Raw genomic sequence first — 23,677 nt, forward strand, 5'->3', positions numbered from 1 at the left:
CTTTCATTATGGTGTAAAGCGACTGAATTTAAGTGGTCCGTGAAATATCTTTTCGGCTAATGAATCACTATGACGAATGTATTGTTCGTAAGGAGGAATCGTGTTGACATACATAAGCCAAATTGCGCCTTTTTGATCCATAATTGTGGAAAGTTCTAGTTCGAATAATGAAGAATAAGACTGATCTAGTGTTTGGAATACTTCATTTATAATGTCGTGTAAAGCGTCTTGCAATAGTTGCACACCTGTACTAGATAGTACGTATTTAATTTTTGAAAATGAATGCAATGAATCATCGTCTGTTGCTGAAGGTAAAAGCTGATTAGGAAATGAACTTTTTTGTATAAATTGACCGATAATATTCCAAGTTTGTTCTTTGTTTTTTTGCAAAATAGTTCGAATGTGGAGTGGGTATGTTAATTGATTTGGTGGTTGTAGCATGGTATGCACTATGTAGCGTGATGAACGTATGTTAGATTTACACCAAGATATAAATTCATCTGTCCGCTTGATTGAAAGAGAAGTATGGTATTTTTCATTTACTGTATCGATATGAAACGTTTTATTTTTGTAAGCGACTCGATATAAGTTATCTTTAGAATGTATATTAGTGGGGCGTATAATAATATCTTTAGATTTTAACAACAATTTGAAAATGTTTTGTATCGTTGCCACTTCAAATTTGGGTATATAAGGAGACAGTTTTTTATTAGTAAGAAATAAATCATGTAGTTCACTTAAGTTAATAAGTGTGTTATTTAAAAAGGTAGTGGAAGGACGGTTGTGCAAAGAGTGAATAATTGATTTTGCTTTTTCAAAGTCTGTTTCCTCGTGAAAAGAATAACGATCATATATATAAGAAGGAATAGGGAATGTTTGCTCTTTCCATTTTCCTGTATCTGTATCGTAAATAAGACCAGAAACAAGGTCTGTTTTAGAATCAATACAAAATGGCGTAAACTGGGCAACGACATTATGATAAAGCCGAGCGCGTTTAGCGATTTCGGTGTAATACGTTTGCTCATAATGAAGTTTAGAAGTTAAAAGGCCGAGAACCAACGAAATCACTCCTTTACTACTATTTGCATAATAGGCGAAGCTATATATTGCAAATACGTTTTTATACCATTATACTTTTGTCCGTATGATGATATGCTATAGTTTTGGAGAAGTGAAAGGTTGATTGTAATGAATATATGGTTAAATATGTTAACGACGACAGGACTCGGAGCAATTATTGGGGGATACACGAATCATTTAGCGATAAAAATGTTATTTCGTCCTCATCGTCCTATTTATATCGGAAAGTTTCAAGTTCCATTTACACCAGGGTTAATTCCGAAGCGTCGTGATGAACTTGCTGTTCAATTAGGAAAAATGGTTGTAGAACATTTGTTAACACCAGAAGGAATTGGAAAAAAGCTAACAAATGAAGAGTTTCAAAAAGGTTTAATTCACTGGGCGCAAGTGGAAGTGGATAAAGTAATTACGAATGAACAATCACTGCGACATATGTTAGAAAAATGGAATGTAGCGCATGTAGAAGAAGAAGCGACTCGAAAAATCGAACATGTTATTACAGAAAAAATTCATGCATTTTTAGCAGAGTATTATACATATACATGGGAACAGGCTTTACCTCATTCTGTACATGAAAAGATAGAGAATGCGATTCCGAATGCCTCGGCGTTTATTTTAGAGCGAGGAATTAGCTTTTTTGAAAGTGAAGAAGGGAAAGCGCGTCTTTCAAAAATGAGTGATGATTTCTTTGCTTCTCGTGGAACGCTACTTAACTTAGTTGGGATGTTTTTAGGAAATGTAAGTGTTGTGGATCGTGTGCAGCCAGAAGTTATTAAGTTTTTAGGGCAAGATGCTACAAAGCAGCTTTTAACTGACGTACTACAAAAAGAGTGGGAAAAGTTAAAAGGAAGAGATGTAAAAGAATTGGAAGCATTTGTAGAGAAAGAAATGATTGTAAGCTCCGTGCTGTCAGCAGTTAGAGTAGAGGAAACAGTGAGTAAGTTTTTAAATCAATCTGTTCAGCAAGTATGTGAACCAGTTCGAGAAACAATTATTGAAAAAGTGGTTCCAAGTGCAGTAGCGAAAGGCTTAAAGTGGGGAACAGAAAATGTAGAGAGTATACTAAATAATCTACACCTTGCGGAAATTGTCCAGCAAGAAGTGTCTACATTCTCAACAGAAAGATTAGAAGACTTAGTTCTGTCTATTACGAAAAACGAATTGAAAATGATTACGTATTTAGGAGCGTTATTAGGCGGAATGATCGGGCTCGTACAAGGATTGTTACTATTGTTTCTTAGATAATAAGGTGAGTACATAGAAATAAAAGTGAAATTTCTTCACATCTCTTGCATAGTTTGATATGGTAAGAAGAGGTGCGTATGTAAATGCACGTAAAAGGCAGTGCGAGTGAAAAGCGCTAGCCTTCTAAAGGAGGAAAAATAAAATGACAAAGAACATTCATGATGTTGCATATGAATTACAAAAAGCAATCGCTGAAAACGAAGACTTCAAAACTTTAAAAGAGAGCTACGCAGCAGTTCAAGCTGACACAGCTTCAAAGAACTTATTCGATGAGTTCCGTACAATGCAACTTAGCCTACAACAGAAAATGATGCAAGGCCAAGAAATCACTGAAGAAGACAACCAACAAGCACAAGAAGTTGTAGCTCGCATTCAACAAGATGCTAAAATTACAAAATTAATGGAAACTGAGCAACGCCTAAACGTTGTAATCGGTGACGTTAACAAAATTATCATGAAGCCACTTGAAGAATTATATAGCGCGCAACAACAAGCGTAATAGTGAAAGACGCTCCTAGTTTAGGAGTGTCTTTTTTGTTTAGGGAATTTAATAGTTATACCACAAAAACTCCCTTTCAAAATAGCCATTTCTTATTGGTTATTTTGAAAGGGATATGTAACACATCTGTTAATTTTTTTTATTGCTGTTAATTGAAGTTTTAATATTTTTTTCGTTCAAAAACGTTTCAATCTCTTTTTGTTTCCTCCCATTTATTTTCTCAAGGCGTTTTGTAAAAGAAAAATTGGCTTTGAATAAGTTACTATCTTGGGTGAGTTTGTCTAATTCTTGATCTAGCTCTACGAAAATATCCGTAGATGATGACATAAATGCATAGATTTCTTTTGAAGGTTTTTTATAATCAGTAGGTAAATTATTATTACTAATAAACTCATGGAAATTCATATCGTTTTGTTTCGCTAAATCAATTAGTTTTTGTAATTTTTCTCGGTCAGATTCCGTGAAATTCTTATCAGAATTTGTTGAAGCGAGAGGGATAATATTTTCAGATAACTCCCAACTATAATCTATATAATTTTTTATATTTTGTTTCATTTCGTCTTCATTAATAGTTTCGTTTTTCTTTGAGGAACTAAATATATTTTCTGGAACTTTAATAGCAACATCTTTAATAGATTGTACATCGTTTTCTTCCTTAGGTTGTGCACTGTTTGAACAAGCTGATAGAAATAAAAGAGTAAGTAGCATGAGTGAATATAAAGTATATTTCTTCATTTTAATCTCCTTTTACATTCATTAGTGTCTTTGTAAAATAGCAATATTCCATTTCAAATACTTTACTAAAAGTGCATATAGATGTTTTACCATTTGATAAGATATGACGGATATGAGTAAACCGACGCAAAAAGCTATAAATACATTATAAACATCGGAATAACTGATTTGATGAAACCCTTTAAAGAATCCTAATCCTATTAATAAGATAGGTGAAATAATTAATAATGGTGTAGCAATTATAAGTGCCAGAAGAAGTGGTAATAGAAAGAGTAATACGAAAAAAGCGATAATGATACATATAAAGTTTAAAACACTTAAGCTCATAACAGAAAACAGTGCTGTTATAATATTTTTTAGGCTGCGCCTATTGTCAGCGTTACTTATTACATATGAAATATTAAGTTCTTTAGCGATAGTTTTAGGGTTTCCTAGCTTTTTAGAAATTTCCTCTTCAGATATTCCATCTTGTTTACCACTAATAAAATGAGTTTCGTACTCCGAGATAATATCCTCCTTTTCTAAATTAGGCATATTCCGTAGGGAAGAACTAAGTTGCTCTAAAAATTCACTTTTGTTCATAACAATCACTTTCCTTTATAAAATGATGAATTATGGCTGAAAATCCTATCTTTTTTCTAAACAGCACACACAATCTATATCTACTTTTTGAAAGGAGATATACTAATCGTGAATAACATTCCAAATAATGGTTATTCCATTATTTACAAATATATCACTTGCTATTATTCTTTGCAAGGTACTATAAATTTGTTAATAATGTGAATAGGTGGAAGTATTTTTGTACATTTTTAGAAGAGATATAAAAATGTTATTTTAAGATAAACAAAAGGTTGTAAGCGCATTCTTTAAATCTTGTCAAAATAATGTCGAATTCATATTATTGGAAAAATAATGCATTTGTAATATAATGATAAATGATACTTCACCAGCTTAATTAACTAGGTGAAATTAAAATCTTTATTACACACATTATGAAATAAAGGGTGATTAGTTTTGAGTACAGGTGTAAAAGCAAACGACGTGAAGACAAAAACAAAGGGAGCAGATCTTGTTGTTGATTGTTTAATTAAACAAGGTGTTACACATGTTTTCGGTATTCCAGGAGCAAAGATTGACTCTGTATTTGATGTATTGCAAGAAAGAGGACCAGAGTTAATCGTTTGTCGTCATGAACAAAATGCAGCATTTATGGCAGCTGCTATTGGTAGATTAACAGGGAAACCGGGCGTATGTCTTGTAACTTCAGGACCAGGGACATCAAATTTAGCGACAGGTCTTGTTACTGCGAATGCGGAGAGTGATCCCGTTGTTGCTTTAGCTGGTGCAGTACCGCGTACGGATCGATTAAAACGTACGCATCAATCTATGGATAATGCTGCACTATTCGAACCAATCACAAAATATAGCGTAGAAGTAGAGCATCCTGATAATGTGCCAGAAGCATTATCAAATGCATTCCGAAGTGCGACTTCTACAAATCCAGGAGCAACTTTAGTAAGTTTGCCGCAAGACGTTATGACTGCGGAAACGACTGTAGAGTCTATCGGTGCGCTTTCTAAGCCACAGCTTGGAATCGCTCCCACACATGATATTACATACGTAGTAGAAAAAATAAAAGCAGCGAAATTACCAGTTATTTTACTCGGTATGAGAGCAAGTACAAATGAAGTGACGAAAGCTGTTCGTAAATTAATTGCGGATACAGAGCTTCCTGTCGTTGAAACATATCAAGCAGCTGGTGCGATTTCACGTGAGTTAGAAGATCATTTCTTTGGCCGCGTTGGATTATTCCGTAACCAACCAGGTGATATTTTACTAGAAGAAGCAGACCTTGTTATTTCTATCGGTTATGATCCAATCGAGTATGATCCAAAGTTCTGGAATAAACTTGGCGACAGAACGATTATTCATCTTGACGACCATCAAGCAGATATCGACCATGATTACCAGCCAGAGCGTGAATTAATTGGTGATATTGCTTTAACGGTAAATAGCATCGCAGAGAAATTACCGAAACTTGTATTAAGTACGAAATCAGAAGCGGTATTAGAACGATTACGCGCAAAATTATCAGAACAAGCAGAAGTTCCAAATCGTCCTTCAGAAGGTGTTACGCATCCACTTCAAGTGATTCGTACACTTCGTTCTTTAATTAGTGACGATACAACCGTTACATGTGACATCGGTTCCCATTCTATTTGGATGGCGAGATGTTTCCGTTCTTATGAACCACGTAGATTATTATTTAGTAACGGTATGCAAACGCTAGGTGTTGCACTTCCTTGGGCAATCGCAGCTACTTTAGTAGAACCAGGTAAAAAAGTAGTTTCCGTATCAGGTGACGGTGGTTTCTTATTTTCTGCGATGGAGTTAGAAACGGCGGTACGTTTAAATTCTCCAATCGTCCATCTTGTTTGGAGAGACGGCACATATGATATGGTTGCATTCCAACAAATGATGAAATACGGCAGAACATCAGCTACAGAGTTTGGCGATGTTGATCTTGTGAAATATGCGGAAAGTTTCGGGGCGTTAGGTCTTCGTGTTAACACGCCTGATGAATTAGAAGGTGTGTTAAAATCCGCGCTAGCAGCAGATGGTCCTGTCATTATTGATATTCCAATTGACTATCGTGACAACATTAAATTAAGCGAAAAATTATTACCAAACCAATTAAACTAATGGAGGCAGATTTGAGATGACTGTTGCGCAATTAATTGATATTGATGCGAAAAAAACGAAAACGAGTAATGAAGTATATCAAACATCTACAATGCTTGCGCTATTAGATGGTATATATGATGGTGTAATTAGCTTTGAAGATTTGAAAAAACATGGTGATTTCGGCATCGGCACATTTGATCAATTAGATGGTGAAATGATTGCATTTGATAATGAATTTTATCATTTACGTTCAGACGGTTCAGCGGAAAAAGTAGAGCCAGAAGAAACAACGCCATTTGCGACTGTAACGTTTTTTGAAAAAGAAATGAGTTATACGGTAGAGCGTCCGATGAATCGTGAAGAAGTTGAAGCGTTATTACATGAATTAATGCCAAGTAAAAACTTGTTTTACGGTATTCGAATGGACGGTACGTTTCGTGAAGTAAGGACGAGAACTGTTCCAAGACAAGAAAAACCGTATACACCGCTCGTTGAAGTGACGAAATCACAACCAATCTTTTCATTTGAAAATACAGAAGGTACGCTTGCTGGATTTTGGACACCAGATTATGCGCAAGGTATTGGGGTAGCTGGATTCCACTTACATTACATTGATGATGAAAGAAGCGGGGGCGGACATGTTTTCGACTATGTTATAGAAAACTGTACCATCCAAATTTGTCAAAAAGCTCATATGCATTTAGCACTTCCAGAAACAGCTGATTTTATGGCGGCTGCATTATCAAGAGAAAATTTAGAGGATAATATTGCAACTGCGGAAGGTGCAGAGTAAGAGGGAAAGACTGTTCCATTTTGGAACAGTCTTCTTTTATTCGTAATGTTATTATTTGTCGATAAATCTATATTTCTTGTCGAACTGTTGATATATTGTAAGTTACGATAGATATATTTGAAAAATTGTTGATATCGCTTATTTCTTTGAAACAAACGGATGTCCCTCATAATAAAAACGCCACGGATAGTGTACAGCTTCTTCTGCATAGTCGATATTAATACGAGGTCCTGCTGTTATTTTATATTGTGATGATATGTGTTCTTCTTTTGGAACTAATTCAATATGTAACGTATCACTTTGTAACGATACACCGCGTTCTTTTAAAGTGATGCCAAGTGCACGGCATAGTTTGCCAGGACCGTTCGTTAAATTTTTGTACTGCGCTTTTGTAATTTCGGTCTTATTGTAGCGCGCTAGTTTTATTTCTTCTATTCCATCTACCGGCTCAAGAGCTCGAATGAGAACACCTTGTGGGGTGCCCACTGGCGCTGTAATAACGTTAAAGCAATGATACATACCGTAAATTAAATATACGTAAGCATGCCCTGGTGCACCAAACATAACTTCTGTGCGATCTGTCCGTCTGCCTCCATAACTATGTGCGGCCTTATCATCTGGGCCTTTATATGCTTCTACTTCTATAATGATTCCGCTTCGCTTTATTCCGTCTACAATATGAACAAGTTTTTGCCCGAGTAATTTTTTTGCGACTTCTAACGTATCGCCTTCATAAAAAGAAGGAGGTGCCTGCATTGTACTATCTCCTTTGCTAAGTGTATATGTATATAGTAAACCAAATTTTCAGTAGTAATTCTAACTCGTTCTATTTGCTACATTTATTTCATAAATTATGGATAGAGTACAACAGCGAAGAGGGGGAGTGCGACATGATTTATCGCTTACTAGCTCTTAATATAGATGGGACACTACTATACAACAATGGAAAAATTGCAAAAGGATTAAGAGAAACAATTGAATTTGTGAAAAGAAAAGATGTATACGTTACGTTATTTACGAGTCGTAATTTTCAATCCGCTCATAAAGTAGCAAAGGCGTTAAAATTAGATTCTATATTAGTGACACATGGTGGTGCTTTCGTTTCAGCAACGTTAGATAAGCCGTACGTTCAAAGAAGATTGTCTGAAGAGAAGACTTTTAACATTGTGCAAGTGTTAGAGCACTTTGATTGTAACGTACGCATTTCTCATGAACGGTTTTCGATAGGAAATCGTGAGAGAAATACACCAAACTTAATTGCGCGCACTGTATTATCAAGCGCAGATCCCTTATTTTATCCAGTTCAATTTGTAGATTCGTTAGGTGACGCGCTTCGTGACCATCCGGTAGCGGCGCCAAAAATTGATGTTCTTTTCCAAACTAAAGGTGAAAAAGAACGCGGGCTAAATACATTAAGAAAAGCGTTCCAAGATGTAGAGTATGTTGAATGTGATTCAAAACGAATAGAAATTTTACCGCAAAATGTATCAAAGTTACGCGGGTTACAATTGCTTGGAGAGCATTTAAATATTTCGCTAAATGAAATGGTTGCGATTGGAGATAGTATGGAAGATTTAGAGGTTATTGAAAACGTGGGACTTGGGGTAGCGATGGGGAACTCGCCTGTAGAATTAAAGCAAGCAGCCGATTGGATTACACGTTCAAATAGTGAAAACGGTGTAGAGTACATGATTAAAGAGCATTTCCGTAAGCAGTTCCCGCTTCCGTTTTTGAAGAATCATAAAAATACACCGAAACGATGAAAGAAAAACGTAGCTTTTTGGCTACGTTTTTTGTTGAGCTTATTAAAAGGAATGAAAACGTTTTAAAATGTGAATTGTGTATGAAATCTATACAATTCACTTGAATCCTTTAGAAAACTAATGTAAAGTGAATGATGTTGTCAAAATAGTTACACCACATGAAATATTCTTCAGATTAATTTTATTGGGCTCCCATACGTAAAAGTATTTCCGCATGACAGTTTAGTTCACGTATTATTTCGAAAATGAATTGTAGTAATTTTATTAAGTAGTTGTAGCGTTCTTTTGTTGTATTTAAATGGATTATTTTAAGTTAATGTGAGTAAGATCTGGTACATATGAAATGTGCTTCTTTTTGTGATTTTAGGAAGTTTAAAAGGGGGAATGAATTTCTTGAGGAAATCATTTAATCAAAAAATTAAAAAGTTAAGTAGTAGTTTAATAGTTGTATTACTAATATGTATGAATTTTTTAATCCATTTACCATTTAAAGCAGAGGCAGCTACAACAGAGTTAAAAGGTTTAGGTGATGTATCTTATTACAACGCCATCATTTTTGGAGATCATAGTGCAACGAGTGCGGATATTGAAGGTGCGATGGCTGTTCAGAAAAATATGAACGCATCAAGTTATACAGTCGTAGCGGCTGCAACTGGAGCAAATAACTTAGCTGGAGCAACTTGGATAGATGAAGGATATCCATCATTATTACTAGGCGGTCAATTTACGAAAGCGGGAGCAGGACAGGTAATTATTCAAGATGGAACAGTGGCGATGACAAAAGACGGTGACCCAGATGGCGCGATGAAAACATCATATGACCGTATCTCTTATAAAGAGCAAGCGGAGATTGATGCTAAGTTTAAAGAGTTTAGAAAAGACGTTGATGGTGTAATTGGGGATGCAAGTAAACTACACACTGATAAGCCAAAACTTAATATGAGTTTTGGAATCGGTGAAGATGTAAATAACCCTAATATTTATGTCTCTTCAGGCCAGACGGGAAAGAAAGCATTCGATGTAAAAGACGTTTTTCTTCCGAATGTAGAGAATAAAGACTTTATTGTTATTTATTCAGATGCAGAAGAAGTGAGTTTTGGTGGCGGTGCAATTTTGTATGATACAAGAAATACTGGGATGGCGACGGATTTAATTAATACATCTCAAGCATACGACCCTAATTCATCTTTTACTGAGTTAGCTAGTAAGGTAATTTGGGTATTTCCTAATGCTACAAAGATAACAACTAAAGGTTATGGTGTAGTAGGTAGTGTGTTTGCACCTAATGCAGTTGTAGAAACAAAAGGTGGTTCTATTAATGGACAAGCCTATGTTGAAGGATTACACCAAAGAGATGGTTTTGAGGTTCATAACTTTAAATTTAACTGGCCAAAATGGAATAAACCAGCAGCTGAAAAAGGACATTTACAAATTAAAAAAGTTGATGAAAACGATGAAAATATTGTTTTAAAAGACGCAAAATTTGATGTTGTAGACAAAGATAATAACGTTGTGGCTACTGTTACAACAAACGAAAAGGGTATTGCGGAAGTTAAAGATTTACCACTTGGTGACTATTTTGTAAAAGAAATAAATGCACCAGAAGGATATATAAAAGTTGATACACCAGTCAAAGTAACAATTGATAATACAAACGTAATTGAACTTGTTATGAAGAATACGAAAAAAGTAGAGAATGGCCAATTTAAATTATTTAAAAAAGATAGTGAATCCGGTCAACTTCTGCCAGGTGCAAAATTTGATGTTATCGATAAAGATGGGAAAGTTGTGGAAACAATTGTTACAGATGATAAAGGTGAAGCCTTATCGAAACGACTTCCAGTTGGAAGCTATACATTAAAAGAAGTAGAAGCACCGAAAGGGTATGAATTATCATCTAGTTCAGTTTCTGTTGATATAGAGGCTAATAAAGTATTGACTGTAGATGTGGTGAATAAAAAGATTCCCGAAAAAGTAACAGGTCAATTTGAAATTGTGAAAGTAGATGCGGAAGATAAAACGAAGGTATTATCAGATGCAGAATTCGAAGTGTATAAAGAGGGTAAAAAAGTAGATACGTTACGAACAGATAAAACTGGTAAAGTAGTTTCTCAGAAATTAGAACCAGAAAAGTACACATTAAAAGAAACGAAAGCACCACAAGGATATAAATTGCTAAAAGAAGAAATTGAAGTCGTTGTGGAAGCGGATAAAGTAGTAGAAGTACAAGTAGAAAATGCAAAAGAACTAGGAAGCTTACAAGTAACCAAAAAGGATGCAGAGAGTGGAAAAGCTCTAGCAGGTGCAGAATTTAAATTGAAAAATGAAGCTGGTCAAGTAGTTGGAGAAGCGAAAACAACGAATAAAGACGGTGTTGTGAAATTCGAAAACTTAGTGCCAGGAAAGTACACGTTAGAGGAAACGAAAGCGCCGGAAGGTTATAAGGCGTTAGAAGTAACAGTAGAAGTAAATGTTGTAGCGAACGAAGTAGTAAAACAAGAAGTTATGAATGAAAAAGTAAAAGAAGAAATTACAGGTCAATTAGAAATTACAAAGGTAGATGCTAATAATACAAATAAAACATTAGCAGGCGCAGTGTTTGAAATTTGGAAAGACGGAATAAAAATCGACACATTAACAACAAATAAGAGCGGTAAAGCGACTTCTAAGAAGTTAGAACCAGGAGATTACACTTTAAAAGAAATCCAAGCGCCAGAAGGATATACTTTATCCGATAAGGAAATGAAATTTACGATTTCTAATGAAAAAATTGAAGTTGTAAAGCTTCAAATTACAAATAAAAAAGATACAGATAAAGATCCGGAAAAACCAGGTGAAGGAACAGAGAAGCCTGATGAAGGAACAGGAAAACCAGGTGAAGGAACAGGAAAACCAGGTGAAGGAACAGGAAAACCAGGTGAAGGAACAGGAAAACCAGGTGAAGGAACAGGAAAACCAGGTGAAGGAACAGAGAAGCCAGGTGAAGGAACAGAAAAGCCAGGTGAGGGAGTAGAAAAACCAGGTGAAGGAACAGGAAAACCAGGTGAGGGAGTAGAAAAACCTAATTTACCAGAACAAGGACAAGGTTCTTCTAATAATCAACAACTCCCAGCTACAGGACACAATACGAATTACGTTCCATTCATCGGTTTTATGCTTCTGTTACTAGGAATACGTTTAAGATTCATGGCTAAAAATAGTTAACGAATGTATAAAAGGCATCAGAGATATATAATCTCTGATGCCTTTTAAGTGAATACAGATAAAATGAAAATATCTATATGGAATGATAAATATGTTAAGCTTCAATTACGCTAAGCATTCTGTTTATAAATGCAGCTGCGTGAGCACGTTGTGATGGTCCTTTTGGTACGAATTGATTCAATTCATTACCTTTTACAATTCCATATCCATACACTCTTTGTACTTCTTCTTTAGCGTAAATTAAGTTTTGGTCTACGAATGGTAGTTCAACTTGTTTTGCAAAAATACCAGCGTGTTTTAGAGAACGATCGATCATAATAACAGCTTCTTCGCGTGTAATTGTAGTATTTGGATCAAATGTATTATCACCACGTCCGCGGATTATGCCTGCGCTTGCTGCGCGATTAATACCGTCTCTTAAAGATGGGTGTACTTGTTCTAAGTCTGTGAAATTAGCATTTCCACTTGGTAATTGTAAAGCACGAGTAATTAATGTAGCAAATTCAGCACGCGTTACAAGACGTTCTGGGAAGTACTTGCCGTTTCCTTCTCCTTGCATAATGCCTCTAGCTGCTAATTGACGAATGTCTTGTTCATACCAGCCACCTGTAATGTCATCAGTTACTGGATTTTTTTGATTTTCTTTATAGTATGTTTCAGTTCCTTTTAAGAAAGCATCCCATTGTCCGCGTTGAATCATAAACGCAGGGCAGTTTTTTCCTGACCAAAATTGGTGTTTTTGGACCTTATCTAGAGAAATATTTAAGTCGTTCATTAAATAAGCTGCCAATTTACGGGCATTTTCTACCGCTTTTTCATAGTTTCCATCTTGATTAACGGCAATTTCAATTCCGATAGATTCATAGTTTCCAGTTTTATTTCCAGCATGCCATCCAACTTCATTTACCGGAAGATGTTGATAAATTTCTTTATCATCTACTGTGAAATGCCAAGATGCGGCGCGATCAGCTGTTCCGCGTGCTTGATTATCTAAGAATTTTGCATGATTTAGAGCATTAGCACCTTTCGCTGTATTAGCCGTTTCGTGAATCGTAATATATTTAGGCACCATCGGGTAGCCAGGTCGAATATCGTCATTTCCTTTTGGGACAATCATTTCTTTAAATGTAACGCCATAAATATTGTTTGTTTGTAGAGCTTCTGGCGATCTCAATAAACTGTTTTTAGCAGTACGACTATTTTTTAATAATGAAGCTTTTGTACCTTCAAATGTAGCAGAAGGTGCATAAATCCATTTTGCTGTTTCGTTTATTTGGACTTTAAACCAATTTCCAGCTTGTTCAGTAGGAGTAATGACTTGTGGCTCTAGTTTCCCTTCTTCTTTAAACGATTGGAACGGAAGTGCATGTATGGAAGCTTCTTCTTTTACGATTAATTTTTGGTTAGATAGTTTATGAATCTCTTGAACTTCTAAGCTATTATCATTGTTATCTATCCATCCAGCGCCAGTTGGCGTCGTTATGTAGTAAGCATTTCCTTTTTTCTTTGTCGCCGTTACGACTTGTTCTGTAATCTCGATATTCGATTTGTTTTTTAAATCATTCGCGGTATATAATGAATGTTTTTTTGAAGTGTATAGTAGGAATTGGCCAGTAACCTCGATATCTTCTTCATGAGTACTATGCTCATTAACATGCTCCTTAATACTTTTAAAAACTTGATCCTCCGTATATACTTCGGCGGATTTTTCAGCACTCTCTGCAAATGAATAAGTAGGTGCAAGAACAGTTTGTAATGCAAGAGAGAGAGTTAATACACTATAAAATTTCTTTTTCATATTTGTTTTTAACACATTAGATTGTGGAATCTAGTGTTAACAGTCCTCCTTTTTATATTGTATTTTCACTATGTATCGATTTTAACACTAATAAATTTTAACAAGAGAAAATCATGATGTCTATATACATGAGCAATATTCATAAAAAGAATTATTTGAAAAACTGTAAGAGAAACAGGTAAAACCTTCTGTATTGACCTGCAAACGCCCTTCAAGTAAACTAAAGAGAGTTTGCAAATGAAAAGGTGATAATGTTGTTAATTTCAATTAAAACGTTACAAGATGATCGTTTTTTACGTCCGCTACAAAATATTGGCGGCTTATTTTTTGAAGAGAGTACGATTGGATTTGAACAAGAGGAAGCAAATCTTATCGTTGATATACACATTGAAGAGAATGTGAAAGCATCTGCTCGTTTAACAGATGTTGCGACTGGAAATGTGTATGAAGAAACATTCGCAAAAGATTTATCTGCTTTTACAGATGAAAAAGAGCGTATGAAGCAAGTGAAACACGTTGTTTCTTATGTATATCTTTCTGTTCTTCAGCAGTTAACTGGTATTGAACAAAGCTGGGGTATTTTAACGGGAGTACGTCCGACGAAACTTCTTCACAAAATGCTTCAAAATGGTATGTCAAAAGAAGAAGCGCATCAAGAACTTCGTGAAAGTTATTTAATTCATGAAGAGAAAATTGAACTTCTTCAGCGCATTGTTGATTGCCAATTAGCAGTTGTTCCGGATTTATACCGTTTGAAAGAAGAAGTAAGTATTTATATCGGTATTCCGTTCTGCCCAACGAAATGTGCATATTGTACATTCCCGGCTTATGCAATTAATGGACGCCAAGGATCTGTTGATTCGTTCTTAGGTGGTTTACATTATGAAGTTCGTGAAATTGGTAAGTTTTTAAAAGAAAAAGGTGTAAAAGTTACGACGATTTATTACGGCGGCGGTACACCTACAAGTATTACAGCAGAAGAGATGGATATGCTGTATGAAGAAATGTATGAAGCGTTCCCAGATGTGAAAAATGTGCGTGAAGTAACAGTTGAGGCAGGTCGCCCAGATACAATTACGCCAGCAAAGCTAGAAGTGTTAAATAAATGGAATATTGACCGTATTAGTATTAATCCGCAGTCATACCATCAAGAGACACTAAAAGCAATTGGACGTCATCATACTGTAGAAGAAACAATTGAGAAATACCATTTAGCTCGTGAAATGGGAATGAACAATATTAATATGGACTTAATTATTGGTCTTCCTGGTGAAGGGTTAGATATCTTCAAGCATACGTTAGATGAAACAGAAAAGTTAATGCCAGAATCATTAACAGTTCATACGTTATCATTTAAACGTGCTTCTGAAATGACGCAAAACAAACGTAAATATAAAGTAGCAGGTCGCGAAGAAATTACAGCGATGATGCATGAAGCAGAAGAGTGGACGCAAAAGCATAATTACGTACCATATTACCTATATCGTCAAAAGAATATTTTAGGTAACTTAGAGAACGTTGGTTATGCAATGCCGACGCAAGAAAGTATTTACAACATTGTCATTATGGAAGAAGTACAATCAATTATCGGACTTGGTTGTGGTGCATCAAGTAAATTTGTTCACCCGAAGACGGGAGCAATTACGCACTTTGCGAATCCGAAAGATCCAAAATCATATAATGATGGCTTTGTGAAATATACAGAAGATAAACTGAAAATTTTAGAAGAGCTATTTGCATAAGAAGAAAGAGGTTGTTCCGAGTCGGAACAATCTCTTTTTTATCCTGCAGTAACGGGCGGTCCGATTATATCTTATCAGTTTTTGTCGGTAAGTCGATATATTCGAAAAATCGCTGATATAAATTGAGTTGTGGTTGATATATTTCAAGTTACGGTCGATATATCTGGAAAATCTCCGATATAATTTCATTTACTGTCTAGCGGTATCGTATGTAAAACTATGTCGATAATAATCAGAAAAATTAGTCAAATCATTAGAGGACAATGTCTACTTATGGACGAAATGATAGATTTATGAAAGAGAAAAGGGGGAAATTGTTGGCATGTATATGACGATAGGGAGAATTTTTGATTTATCAGTTGGTAAGTATCCAAATAAAGAGGCGTTAGTGGAACCTGAAAAAAATATTCGCTGGACGTATAAACAGTGGGATGAACAAATAAATAAAACAGCGCACGCTCTATTAGAAGAAGGGGTAAGAAAGGGAGATACTGTATCTGTTTACTTATATAATTGTCGTGAATTTGTAAACGTTTACTTAGCCTGTGCGAAAATTGGAGCGATCTTTAACCCGATTAATTTCCGTTTAAAAGCAAAAGAAGTATCTTATATTCTCCAGGACGCATCCTCGAAAGTCGTTGTCTTTGAAAAAGCAGTTGAGTCAACTGTTGCTATAATTGAAAGAGATTTTCCAAATACATCTTTTTGGTCTATAGAAAACGATAAACCTTCCTATGCAAGTTCCTACCACGAAAAAGTGAATGCAACATCTTCTGAGAAAGTAAATATCGAAATTGATGAAATGGATTATTGTTCAATGCTTTATACGAGCGGTACGACAGGTCATCCGAAAGGCGTGTTACATCGTCATCGTGAAATGGCTGAGCATAGTATGATTTGTACGTATTTCCTTAAATATAATAGAGATAGTGTTGGGCTTGTCGTTGCACCTTTATATCACTGTGGTGAATTAAATGCCGGAATCATACCACGCATTCAAGTTGGCGGAAAGAATGTTATTTTGCATCATTTTGATACAGAAACAGTATTACATACGATTCAAGAAGAAAAGATTACGACGTTCTTTGCAGCGCCGACAATGTGGAATATGTTGTTGCAAAAAGATTTAGCTCAGTATGATTTAACGTCAATGAAAATCGGTATATATGGCGGAGCAGCAATGGCACCGGCGTTAGTGAAGGAATGTAAAGAACGTCTTTATATTGACCTTGTTCAAATATACGGAATGACAGAAATGGGACCAGTTGTTGCGTTTCTCGTAGAGGAGGATCAAATTACGAAAGCTGGTTCAGCAGGTACGCCATGCTTTAGCCATGAAGTTCGTATTGTGAAACCGAACGAGGATGCACCTGCAGAACCAGATGATGTATTACCTCCTTATGAAGTGGGAGAAATTATTTTGCGCGGTCCAACTATGATGGCTGGCTATCATAATCGTGAAGAAGCAAATAAAAAATCGATGTATAAAGGATGGTATCATTCTGGTGATCTAGGCTATTTTGATAAAGACGGTTATTTATTCGTTGCTGATCGCGTTGATGATATGGTAATTAGTGGTGGCGTAAATATTTATCCTCGTGAAATTGAAGATTTCCTTCATAGTCATCCAGGTATATTAGATGTAGCGGTACTTGGTGAGCCAGATGAATTATGGGGAGAGCGTGTTGTGGCAGTTATTGTGAAGAAAGATGAAACAATAACTGAAGCTGATTTAGAAACGTATTGCAAAGAAAGTGATGAATTAGCAGATTATAAACGTCCGCGTCATTATTTATTTGTAGATGAACTCCCTCGTAATGCGAGCGGGAAGTTGCAGAAGTTTGTACTGAGGGAGTCGTTGAAAGGTGCGAAAAAATAGAAAATGAAGGATGCCCCATATCTATGGGGTATCCTTCATTTTTCTGTATTAAACAGAAGAAACAATATCTTTGTTAATTCTCATTTCTTTTTGGTGAAGGTTAATTAGCGCATTTGAAATAAGGTGGAAAAACAAAGTGGATAATAATGTCCAAAAAGAAAAGACACCTTAAGGTGCCTCTCTCCGACTTGAACCATTTCATTTCATACGAATCGGAATCTATCCGTATTACCATTACCCCTTTGTTATAAGTGTAAACACACACTATAAAGCAGAATCGTCTATATACACTAGATTGTTAGTTCACAAAAGACAAGAGATTTGAGACCAATATCGAAGTGACGCCACATCCCCTATAATAATTGATATGTTACGCCTTTTAAAAGAATCTGCTTTATAGAACGTGCCCACAAGTTATATTTTACTACATGTAATATTCATTTAGTGTATTTTTTAATGAATATGTATAATTACATAAACTGTATGAAAAAATGAGAGTATACTCTAATATTGTGTAATAAAGATAAAGCCCGCCTACGGAATAGGGGGCTTTTCTTACTTTTTATAAATATTTATTCCAATTATATTATCAGATGAGTCTAAACGAATATAAACGTCAGCTGATAAAAGGTGTGCATTATATATTCGTTGTTTATATGTTGATATCTCGAAGCGTTTTCCATTTAATTCACATTCTAGAATAATCATATCGCCATGTTCTTTCCAATTTATTAATTTAGCAGTTGTATTCATATAAACCTCCTCTAAATCATTTTATGAAAATTAGTAGAGATAGTGTGAGAAAGGAGTTTATATAACAAAAAAAGACACCTTAAGTGTCTTCTTTGATTGCCATAAAAGTCGTTGAATGAAATAGTTTTCGCAACATTGCTTAATAGTTATGTTGCGAAAACCACTTTCTATTTTTATTTGCGTGAAAAGCCTTCTTCATCAAGGTATTCCGCAGCTTCTGGATAAGAGTTGAATGTACCGTCTAAGTTTACACCAGCGTACACGTTCCACATGTCATCCTCTGAAATAAGAGTAAGAATATGACCATCTTCGTTCTGCCATTCTTCTTCTTTCGCAGGTTCTACAGGTGCTACTACTTCTTCTTGTGATAGAAGGTCAATTGATTTCTCAATTACTGAACGTAACTCCTCTGCTGAAAACTCACGGATGTTAACCATGCCTTTATCATCTGTTTTATAACCTTTAATACCGCTTGCATATACAAATCCATTTCCATTTGGGTGTAAATGAAATACAACGTTCTTTTTATCTAAACGACTTTCTTCAAAGTGGAAGTTTACACGTTTTAATGATACGTTCTTTCTTTCTAGTTCTGGGAAAGATTCAATAATCGATAATTTTTCTTCAAAAGTTAGCATAGTGCCTCCAAGTATATAGTAAAAGATTTAATTTGTTCATTATAGCATAGTTGCAATTGTTTCCAAAGGTAAGGGGGAAACTTTTCGTTGAATACGTTTACGTCACGAGAATGTAAAAAGTGAGCTAACGAATGTATCTTTTTAGGTGTACAATGGAACATGGACTTTATACAAAGGTGGTTTTTTTATGTTTCAAAAAATAGCAAAGGAATGTTTAGCAGGATTTACTGTTGCGATTGTTGCGTTACCCCTTGCGCTTGCATTTGGTATTGCCGCGACAGGAACGTCTGAGGGAGCGCTTGTTGGATTGTATGGTGCGATTTTTGCAGGTTTATTCGCAGCGTTATTTGGCGGGACACCTGGGCAAGTAACAGGGCCAACGGGACCAATTACCGTTATTGCAACAGGAGTTATTGCGACGCACGGGTTAGAGGCAAGTTTTATTGCCTTTATGATGGCAGGGTTATTTCAAATTTTATTCGGTGTATGTAGGCTCGGTTCTTACGTTCGATATATTCCGTATCCTGTCGTTTTGGGATTTATGAATGGTATTGCATTAATCATTATTTTAGGCGAAATAAAGCACGTACAAAATAGTTTTTTACTTGTTGTGTTAACGATTATTGTAATGATTGTTTCTGGTAAATGGATTAAGGCGATTCCGTCTAGTTTAGTAGCACTAGTCGGTGTGACAGCTTTGCTTCCTTTATTTTCTTCCCTACTCGAAGGACTTACAGTAAAGTTACCGATTATCGGAAATCTTTCACTAAATAAAGTAATTGAAAAGATTGGAACCATTCCAGAAGCGATGCCTACGCTTCATATTCCATCTTTAAGTGGAACAGGAATAGCAGCACTTATTTTGCCAGCGCTTAGTATTGCTTTATTAGGATCGATTGACTCGTTGTTAACATCGGTCGTAATGGATAATGTGACAGGTACACGTCATAAAAGTAATAAAGAACTGGTCGGACAAGGTATCGGTAATATGATGAGCGGATTGTTTGGCGGATTAGCAGGTGCAGGTGCGACTGTAAGGTCTATCGTGAATATAAGAAGTGGCGGTAAAACGGCACTTTCGGCATGTATGCATAGTGTTATCTTATTTATTTTTATTATGGGTCTTGGTTCGGTCGTACAATATATTCCACTTGCTGTATTATCAGGTATTTTAATTTTAACTGGTATTGGAATGTTCGATTGGGGAAGCATGAAAAAGATGCATGTCGCTCCTAAAGGTGATGTCGTTGTTATGCTCGTAACGATGATTGCAACGGTGAAGTTCGATTTAATGATTGCTGTTGCATTCGGTATTATTCTTTCGTTCATCATATATATGGTGAAATGTAAAGAACGTAAAACTTCTATCGTAAAGGAAAAAGAAGAAACGTACACAATTCAAGGACCGCTCTCTTTCCTATCAGTAGATCGTATTTTCTCTACTTTACAAGATGTGAAGTCACCGGTTATTTTACGTATGAAAGATGTGCGTTATATGGATGTATCAGGAGCTATGGCCTTATTAAATTTTGTTGAGCAATCAAATAAAGTAGGAGCAAGTGTAAAGCTTGAGCAAGTACATCCGAGTATTGAAAAAACAATCGCAGTAATGGCAAGCGATGAACAGAAAGAGCAATTGAAAATCTTAAGTGTTTAGATGGTAATTAGAATATCTCACAATCTTACATAAATTATAATGTAGAGTTGTGGGATATTTTTATAATGTTTTTAGTAATATGTATCGCAGTGATAGGGAGGAAGGGCTCTTTTTGCGTAAAAGAAACGGTTATAGTGTGTACATACATAATGGAAGGAATTAGAAAAATATTGTGAAGAGACAGGCTTAAATGGGTTCTCTTTTCTATTTTGAAAAAAAACCAAGTATTCAACCTATAATAAATTTGTTATGATAACCAATGGGATAAAGTGAATTCCTATCGTTTAAAACAATATGTTTGAGAGTATATGTATAAAAGAAAAGAGAAAAAATATGAATAAAACATTTGTAAAAGGAGCAGCAATTTTAACCATTACAACTTTTTTGTCGAAATTGCTGGGTAGTTTTTTTCAAATTCCATTACAAAATATTGCAGGAGATGAAGTGCTCGGTATTTTCCGCCTTGTTTTTCCTGTATATATGATTGCTCTTACATTATCGGTAGCCGGAGTTCCACTTGCAATTTCGAAACTAATTGCAGAGTTGAACGAAAAAAATAAGCAAAAGGAAATTGCAAAATTATTTAAATCAGCGTCAATTATTGGGATAGCATTTGGCGTTTTCGGCTGTTTAGTCATTGTATTATTTTCTATTGAAATTGCAAATATGCTTGGTGGACAAGAAACTAGAATGCCGTTGCTTATTACTTCATTAGCGTTACTCATTGCGCCATACATGGCGGTGTATAGAGGGTATTTTCAAGGTTTCGGTGATATGAAACCAACAGGGGTATCACAGGTCATTGAGCAATTTGTACGTGTGTTTTTTATGTTAATAATTGCTTACATACTAGTATCATGGGATAAGAGTAATACTGTTATTACTAGTGGTGCGATGGTTGGCTCTTTTCTTGGAGTCATTAGTTCGCTTATATATTTGCGTATAAAATATAATAGAAGTCCATACTACAATAAAAGCAATTCCTATTCGCTCCGAGATTTAAGAGAAAACGGCAAAAAGATATTGCGGGTATCGATCCCAATCGCTATTGGAGCTTTATCAATGCCACTTTTAAATTTAGTAGACTCGCTTACAATACCGCATGTATTACAAGGATCATCAACAGAAATTCAAGAACAATTTGGAATATACAGTCGCGGTTTTGCATTCACGCAAATAATTGTTATTTTTGCAAGCGCAATTGTATTTCCGTTAATACCACTCTTAACTTCCGCATTGGCCAAAAGAGATATAAATTTGGCGAAAATAACAATTCAAAATACAAATCGACTAGCGCATGTTTTGACAGCACCGTTAACAATATGGTTGATGGCATTAACAGTACCTTTAAATGTCGGATTGTTCACAGATGTAAAAGGCAGTAGCATGTTAACAGTTATGATTGGCAGTTCGTATTTTACTGCGGTTATGGTATTATCAATAGGTGTTTTACAGGGCATTAACCGTTCTGCACAAGCTGCATGGATTGTTATTGGTGCGAGTTGTGTGAAAGTCGTGTTAAACATAATGTTCGTGCAGAAGTTTGGCATAGATGGAGCGGCGTATAGTACATTCATTACTTACGTATTGGTTTGTATTGTAAATCATTTCTATATTCGAAGCTATATTGCCTATTCTATTCATTTAAAAAGCTTTTTTGGTGTGCTAGCAATAGCATGTATTTTGGGACTAGGATTGTATGAACTATGTAATGTGATAAATATTACATCTTCAAGAATTATGACGTTATTATTCAGTGGTATAGCATTAAGTATTACAACCATTTTGTATGGTGTATGTGCTTTGAAATTAAAATGGATATCAATAAACAAAATACCATTTTTAAAAAGATAAATATAGAAATTTAATTTTTTATTATAATTCATATGAACTGATAAAGAGGAAACTATGTAGGGTATCAAGTGTTTAGGTAAGGAATGGGTACTAGTTTATGTTAGATGAAATAAACGGTTACCTAGTTTTGGAGGAGATTTAGGGTGCGTTTAGTCTTATCAGGATATTATGGTTTTTATAATGTTGGAGACGAGGCGATTCTACAATCAATTATTGAATCGTTAAGTAAAGAGAACCCGGATATAGAACTAGTAGTACTATCAAATGATTCTAAATATACAAAGGAAATGTATGGTGTAGAATCGGTAGATCGCTGGGATATAAAAGCTGTTTATCATGCAATCAAAAACAGTGATGGAGTTATTAGCGGTGGCGGGAGCCTTCTTCAAGATCAGACAAGTACGAAGAGTATTCTATATTATACGGGTATTATGGGACTCGCTCGATTATTAAAAAAGCCGTATTATATTTATTCACAAGGAATAGGTCCAATTACAAAAGGATATAATCGTCTATTAGTAAAATGGAACTTGTCAAAAGCTTCCTATGTATCAGTTCGAGATGAGGATTCGTTTTTATATTTAAAAGAACTTGGCATAAAAAACGATATTGAAATTGTTCCAGACCCTGTTTTAACATGGAAACGGACAAAACAATCGGATTGGTTGCAAAAGCATTCGATACATGGAAAAGTAATTGCGGTTAGTGTACGTTATTGGAATGCAAAAGAAGATTATATAAAAAAATTAGCTGCGGCATTAAAAAAATTAAAGCAAGAAGGATACCAAATTCTATTTGTTCCAATGCATGAGCCATTTGATCAAAAAGCTTCGCGTGAAGTAGTAGACTTAATGGGAGAAGAGACGTATATGCTTCCATATAAAATGGATATCGACGAGAAAATATTCATTTTATCACAATGTTCATTACTAATTGGTATGCGTCTTCATGCACTAGTTTTTTCTGCTGTAGCCAAAACTCCAATGGTCGGGATTTCATACGATCCGAAAATTGATTCGTTTTTAAGTCAAGTGAATCAGCCAGTTATAGGAAGTGTGGATGGCGAATGGAGTGCTGAATATTTATATGAAATTGCGAAAAAGCAATTAATGCAACAAGGAACTGTGCAGCAAGAGTTACAATTGACAATAGATGAGCTTCGGTTGCAAGGCAAACAGGCAACAAAGAAACTCATTGATCATATGGAAAAAGGCACTTTATTAAAAAAGTAAAGTGTCTTTTATTTTGTTTTGAATGTAATGAAAATTCTAATTAAAAAACGTTTTATTTTAATTCCTATTTATTATGCTAAAATGATTGTGATTATTATATAATCAAATTTGTGATAA

The 23,677-nt window shown here is 35.2% G+C and carries 18 protein-coding genes; 11 read left to right on the forward strand and 7 right to left on the reverse strand.

Annotated features, from left to right (window positions below; all coding sequences use genetic code 11):
* Positions 1-6: 6 nt before the first annotated feature.
* Entirely contained in the window at positions 7-1,059 is a 1,053-nt protein-coding gene (locus GD442_RS04450; protein WP_000242824.1) for a YheC/YheD family endospore coat-associated protein, read from the reverse strand.
* A gap of 129 nt (positions 1,060-1,188) precedes the next feature.
* Between GD442_RS04450 and GD442_RS04455 the strand changes: the two genes are divergently transcribed.
* Together GD442_RS04455 and GD442_RS04460 are read left to right on the forward strand one after the other, a co-directional pair.
* On the forward strand, positions 1,189-2,325 hold the full coding sequence (locus tag GD442_RS04455) for a DUF445 domain-containing protein (RefSeq protein WP_002040700.1): 1,137 nt from the start codon (positions 1,189-1,191) through the stop codon (positions 2,323-2,325).
* Between the two features lie 142 nt (positions 2,326-2,467).
* Positions 2,468-2,824, forward strand: a complete 357-nt coding sequence (locus tag GD442_RS04460) for a YlbF/YmcA family competence regulator (RefSeq protein ID WP_000164614.1) — start codon at positions 2,468-2,470, stop codon at positions 2,822-2,824.
* A gap of 129 nt (positions 2,825-2,953) precedes the next feature.
* Here GD442_RS04460 and GD442_RS04465 read toward each other — a convergent pair whose 3' ends face one another.
* Positions 2,954-3,559, reverse strand: coding sequence for an NDxxF motif lipoprotein (locus GD442_RS04465; RefSeq protein WP_000760964.1), 606 nt, complete (start codon positions 3,557-3,559; stop codon positions 2,954-2,956).
* Positions 3,560-3,580: 21 nt separating this feature from the next.
* On the reverse strand, positions 3,581-4,141 hold the full coding sequence (locus tag GD442_RS04470; protein WP_001042966.1) for an HAAS signaling domain-containing protein: 561 nt from the start codon (positions 4,139-4,141) through the stop codon (positions 3,581-3,583).
* A 435-nt stretch (positions 4,142-4,576) separates the two neighbouring features.
* Here GD442_RS04470 and alsS point away from each other — a divergent pair, with 435 nt between their 5' ends.
* Positions 4,577-6,265, forward strand: a complete 1,689-nt coding sequence (gene alsS / locus GD442_RS04475) for an acetolactate synthase AlsS (RefSeq protein WP_000103520.1) — start codon at positions 4,577-4,579, stop codon at positions 6,263-6,265.
* A 16-nt stretch (positions 6,266-6,281) separates the two neighbouring features.
* Positions 6,282-7,040 carry an alpha-acetolactate decarboxylase gene (gene alsD, locus GD442_RS04480; RefSeq protein ID WP_000215022.1) on the forward strand — a complete coding sequence of 253 codons (759 nt, stop codon included), beginning with the start codon at positions 6,282-6,284 and terminating at the stop codon, positions 7,038-7,040.
* Between the two features lie 138 nt (positions 7,041-7,178).
* On the opposite strand, the gene GD442_RS04485 is transcribed toward alsD, so the two are convergent.
* On the reverse strand, positions 7,179-7,796 hold the full coding sequence (locus GD442_RS04485) for a DNA-3-methyladenine glycosylase (protein ID WP_001148772.1): 618 nt from the start codon (positions 7,794-7,796) through the stop codon (positions 7,179-7,181).
* Positions 7,797-7,930: 134 nt separating this feature from the next.
* Here GD442_RS04485 and GD442_RS04490 point away from each other — a divergent pair, with 134 nt between their 5' ends.
* The gene (locus tag GD442_RS04490; RefSeq protein WP_000640431.1) at positions 7,931-8,803 is read left to right on the forward strand and encodes a Cof-type HAD-IIB family hydrolase; all 873 of its coding nucleotides are present in this window, start codon (positions 7,931-7,933) and stop codon (positions 8,801-8,803) included.
* Positions 8,804-9,196: 393 nt separating this feature from the next.
* Positions 9,197-12,007, forward strand: a complete 2,811-nt coding sequence (locus GD442_RS04495) for a SpaA isopeptide-forming pilin-related protein (protein WP_140348624.1) — start codon at positions 9,197-9,199, stop codon at positions 12,005-12,007.
* 94 nt (positions 12,008-12,101) lie between these two features.
* On the opposite strand, the gene GD442_RS04500 is transcribed toward GD442_RS04495, so the two are convergent.
* On the reverse strand, positions 12,102-13,805 hold the full coding sequence (locus GD442_RS04500) for an S-layer homology domain-containing protein (RefSeq protein WP_033666542.1): 1,704 nt from the start codon (positions 13,803-13,805) through the stop codon (positions 12,102-12,104).
* Positions 13,806-14,056: 251 nt separating this feature from the next.
* On the opposite strand from GD442_RS04500, the gene GD442_RS04505 reads away from it, so the two are divergent.
* Complete coding sequence (locus tag GD442_RS04505; protein ID WP_002025370.1) at positions 14,057-15,547, forward strand: coproporphyrinogen III oxidase; 1,491 nt, start codon at positions 14,057-14,059, stop codon at positions 15,545-15,547.
* A 322-nt stretch (positions 15,548-15,869) separates the two neighbouring features.
* The gene (locus GD442_RS04510) at positions 15,870-17,426 is read left to right on the forward strand and encodes a fatty acid--CoA ligase (RefSeq protein ID WP_000282001.1); all 1,557 of its coding nucleotides are present in this window, start codon (positions 15,870-15,872) and stop codon (positions 17,424-17,426) included.
* A gap of 555 nt (positions 17,427-17,981) precedes the next feature.
* Here GD442_RS04510 and GD442_RS04515 read toward each other — a convergent pair.
* Together GD442_RS04515 and GD442_RS04520 are read right to left on the reverse strand one after the other, a co-directional pair.
* Entirely contained in the window at positions 17,982-18,179 is a 198-nt protein-coding gene (locus tag GD442_RS04515; protein WP_001098258.1) for a hypothetical protein, read from the reverse strand.
* Between the two features lie 173 nt (positions 18,180-18,352).
* Complete coding sequence (locus GD442_RS04520) at positions 18,353-18,817, reverse strand: hypothetical protein (RefSeq protein ID WP_000954998.1); 465 nt, start codon at positions 18,815-18,817, stop codon at positions 18,353-18,355.
* A 187-nt stretch (positions 18,818-19,004) separates the two neighbouring features.
* Between GD442_RS04520 and GD442_RS04525 the strand changes: the two genes are divergently transcribed.
* The 3 genes from GD442_RS04525 to csaB all read left to right on the forward strand — a co-directional run bounded on the left by GD442_RS04525 (position 19,005) and on the right by csaB (position 23,560).
* Positions 19,005-20,474, forward strand: coding sequence for a SulP family inorganic anion transporter (locus GD442_RS04525; protein ID WP_159365051.1), 1,470 nt, complete (start codon positions 19,005-19,007; stop codon positions 20,472-20,474).
* 333 nt (positions 20,475-20,807) lie between these two features.
* Positions 20,808-22,328 carry a putative polysaccharide biosynthesis protein gene (locus GD442_RS04530; protein ID WP_001044000.1) on the forward strand — a complete coding sequence of 507 codons (1,521 nt, stop codon included), beginning with the start codon at positions 20,808-20,810 and terminating at the stop codon, positions 22,326-22,328.
* Positions 22,329-22,471: 143 nt separating this feature from the next.
* On the forward strand, positions 22,472-23,560 hold the full coding sequence (gene csaB / locus GD442_RS04535) for a polysaccharide pyruvyl transferase CsaB (RefSeq protein ID WP_001241591.1): 1,089 nt from the start codon (positions 22,472-22,474) through the stop codon (positions 23,558-23,560).
* Positions 23,561-23,677: the final 117 nt, after the last annotated feature.

The organism is Bacillus sp. A260 (assembly GCF_009861435.1).
In the GTDB taxonomy this organism is placed as follows: Bacteria; Bacillota; Bacilli; order Bacillales; family Bacillaceae_G; genus Bacillus_A; species Bacillus_A cereus.

Excerpts from the sequence above, each read along its gene's own strand:
- GD442_RS04455 (WP_002040700.1), top strand. The coding sequence starts at position 1,189 with ATGAATATATGGTTAAATATGTTAACGACGACAGGACTCGGAGCAATT.
- GD442_RS04460 (WP_000164614.1), top strand. The coding sequence starts at position 2,468 with ATGACAAAGAACATTCATGATGTTGCATATGAATTACAAAAAGCAATC.
- GD442_RS04465 (WP_000760964.1), bottom strand. The coding sequence starts at position 3,559 with ATGAAGAAATATACTTTATATTCACTCATGCTACTTACTCTTTTATTT.
- GD442_RS04470 (WP_001042966.1), bottom strand. The coding sequence starts at position 4,141 with ATGAACAAAAGTGAATTTTTAGAGCAACTTAGTTCTTCCCTACGGAAT.
- alsD (WP_000215022.1), top strand. The coding sequence starts at position 6,282 with ATGACTGTTGCGCAATTAATTGATATTGATGCGAAAAAAACGAAAACG.
- GD442_RS04485 (WP_001148772.1), bottom strand. The coding sequence starts at position 7,796 with ATGCAGGCACCTCCTTCTTTTTATGAAGGCGATACGTTAGAAGTCGCA.
- GD442_RS04490 (WP_000640431.1), top strand. The coding sequence starts at position 7,931 with ATGATTTATCGCTTACTAGCTCTTAATATAGATGGGACACTACTATAC.
- GD442_RS04500 (WP_033666542.1), bottom strand. The coding sequence starts at position 13,805 with ATGAAAAAGAAATTTTATAGTGTATTAACTCTCTCTCTTGCATTACAA.
- GD442_RS04505 (WP_002025370.1), top strand. The coding sequence starts at position 14,057 with ATGTTGTTAATTTCAATTAAAACGTTACAAGATGATCGTTTTTTACGT.
- GD442_RS04510 (WP_000282001.1), top strand. The coding sequence starts at position 15,870 with ATGTATATGACGATAGGGAGAATTTTTGATTTATCAGTTGGTAAGTAT.
- GD442_RS04515 (WP_001098258.1), bottom strand. The coding sequence starts at position 18,179 with ATGAATACAACTGCTAAATTAATAAATTGGAAAGAACATGGCGATATG.
- GD442_RS04520 (WP_000954998.1), bottom strand. The coding sequence starts at position 18,817 with ATGCTAACTTTTGAAGAAAAATTATCGATTATTGAATCTTTCCCAGAA.
- GD442_RS04525 (WP_159365051.1), top strand. The coding sequence starts at position 19,005 with ATGTTTCAAAAAATAGCAAAGGAATGTTTAGCAGGATTTACTGTTGCG.
- GD442_RS04530 (WP_001044000.1), top strand. The coding sequence starts at position 20,808 with ATGAATAAAACATTTGTAAAAGGAGCAGCAATTTTAACCATTACAACT.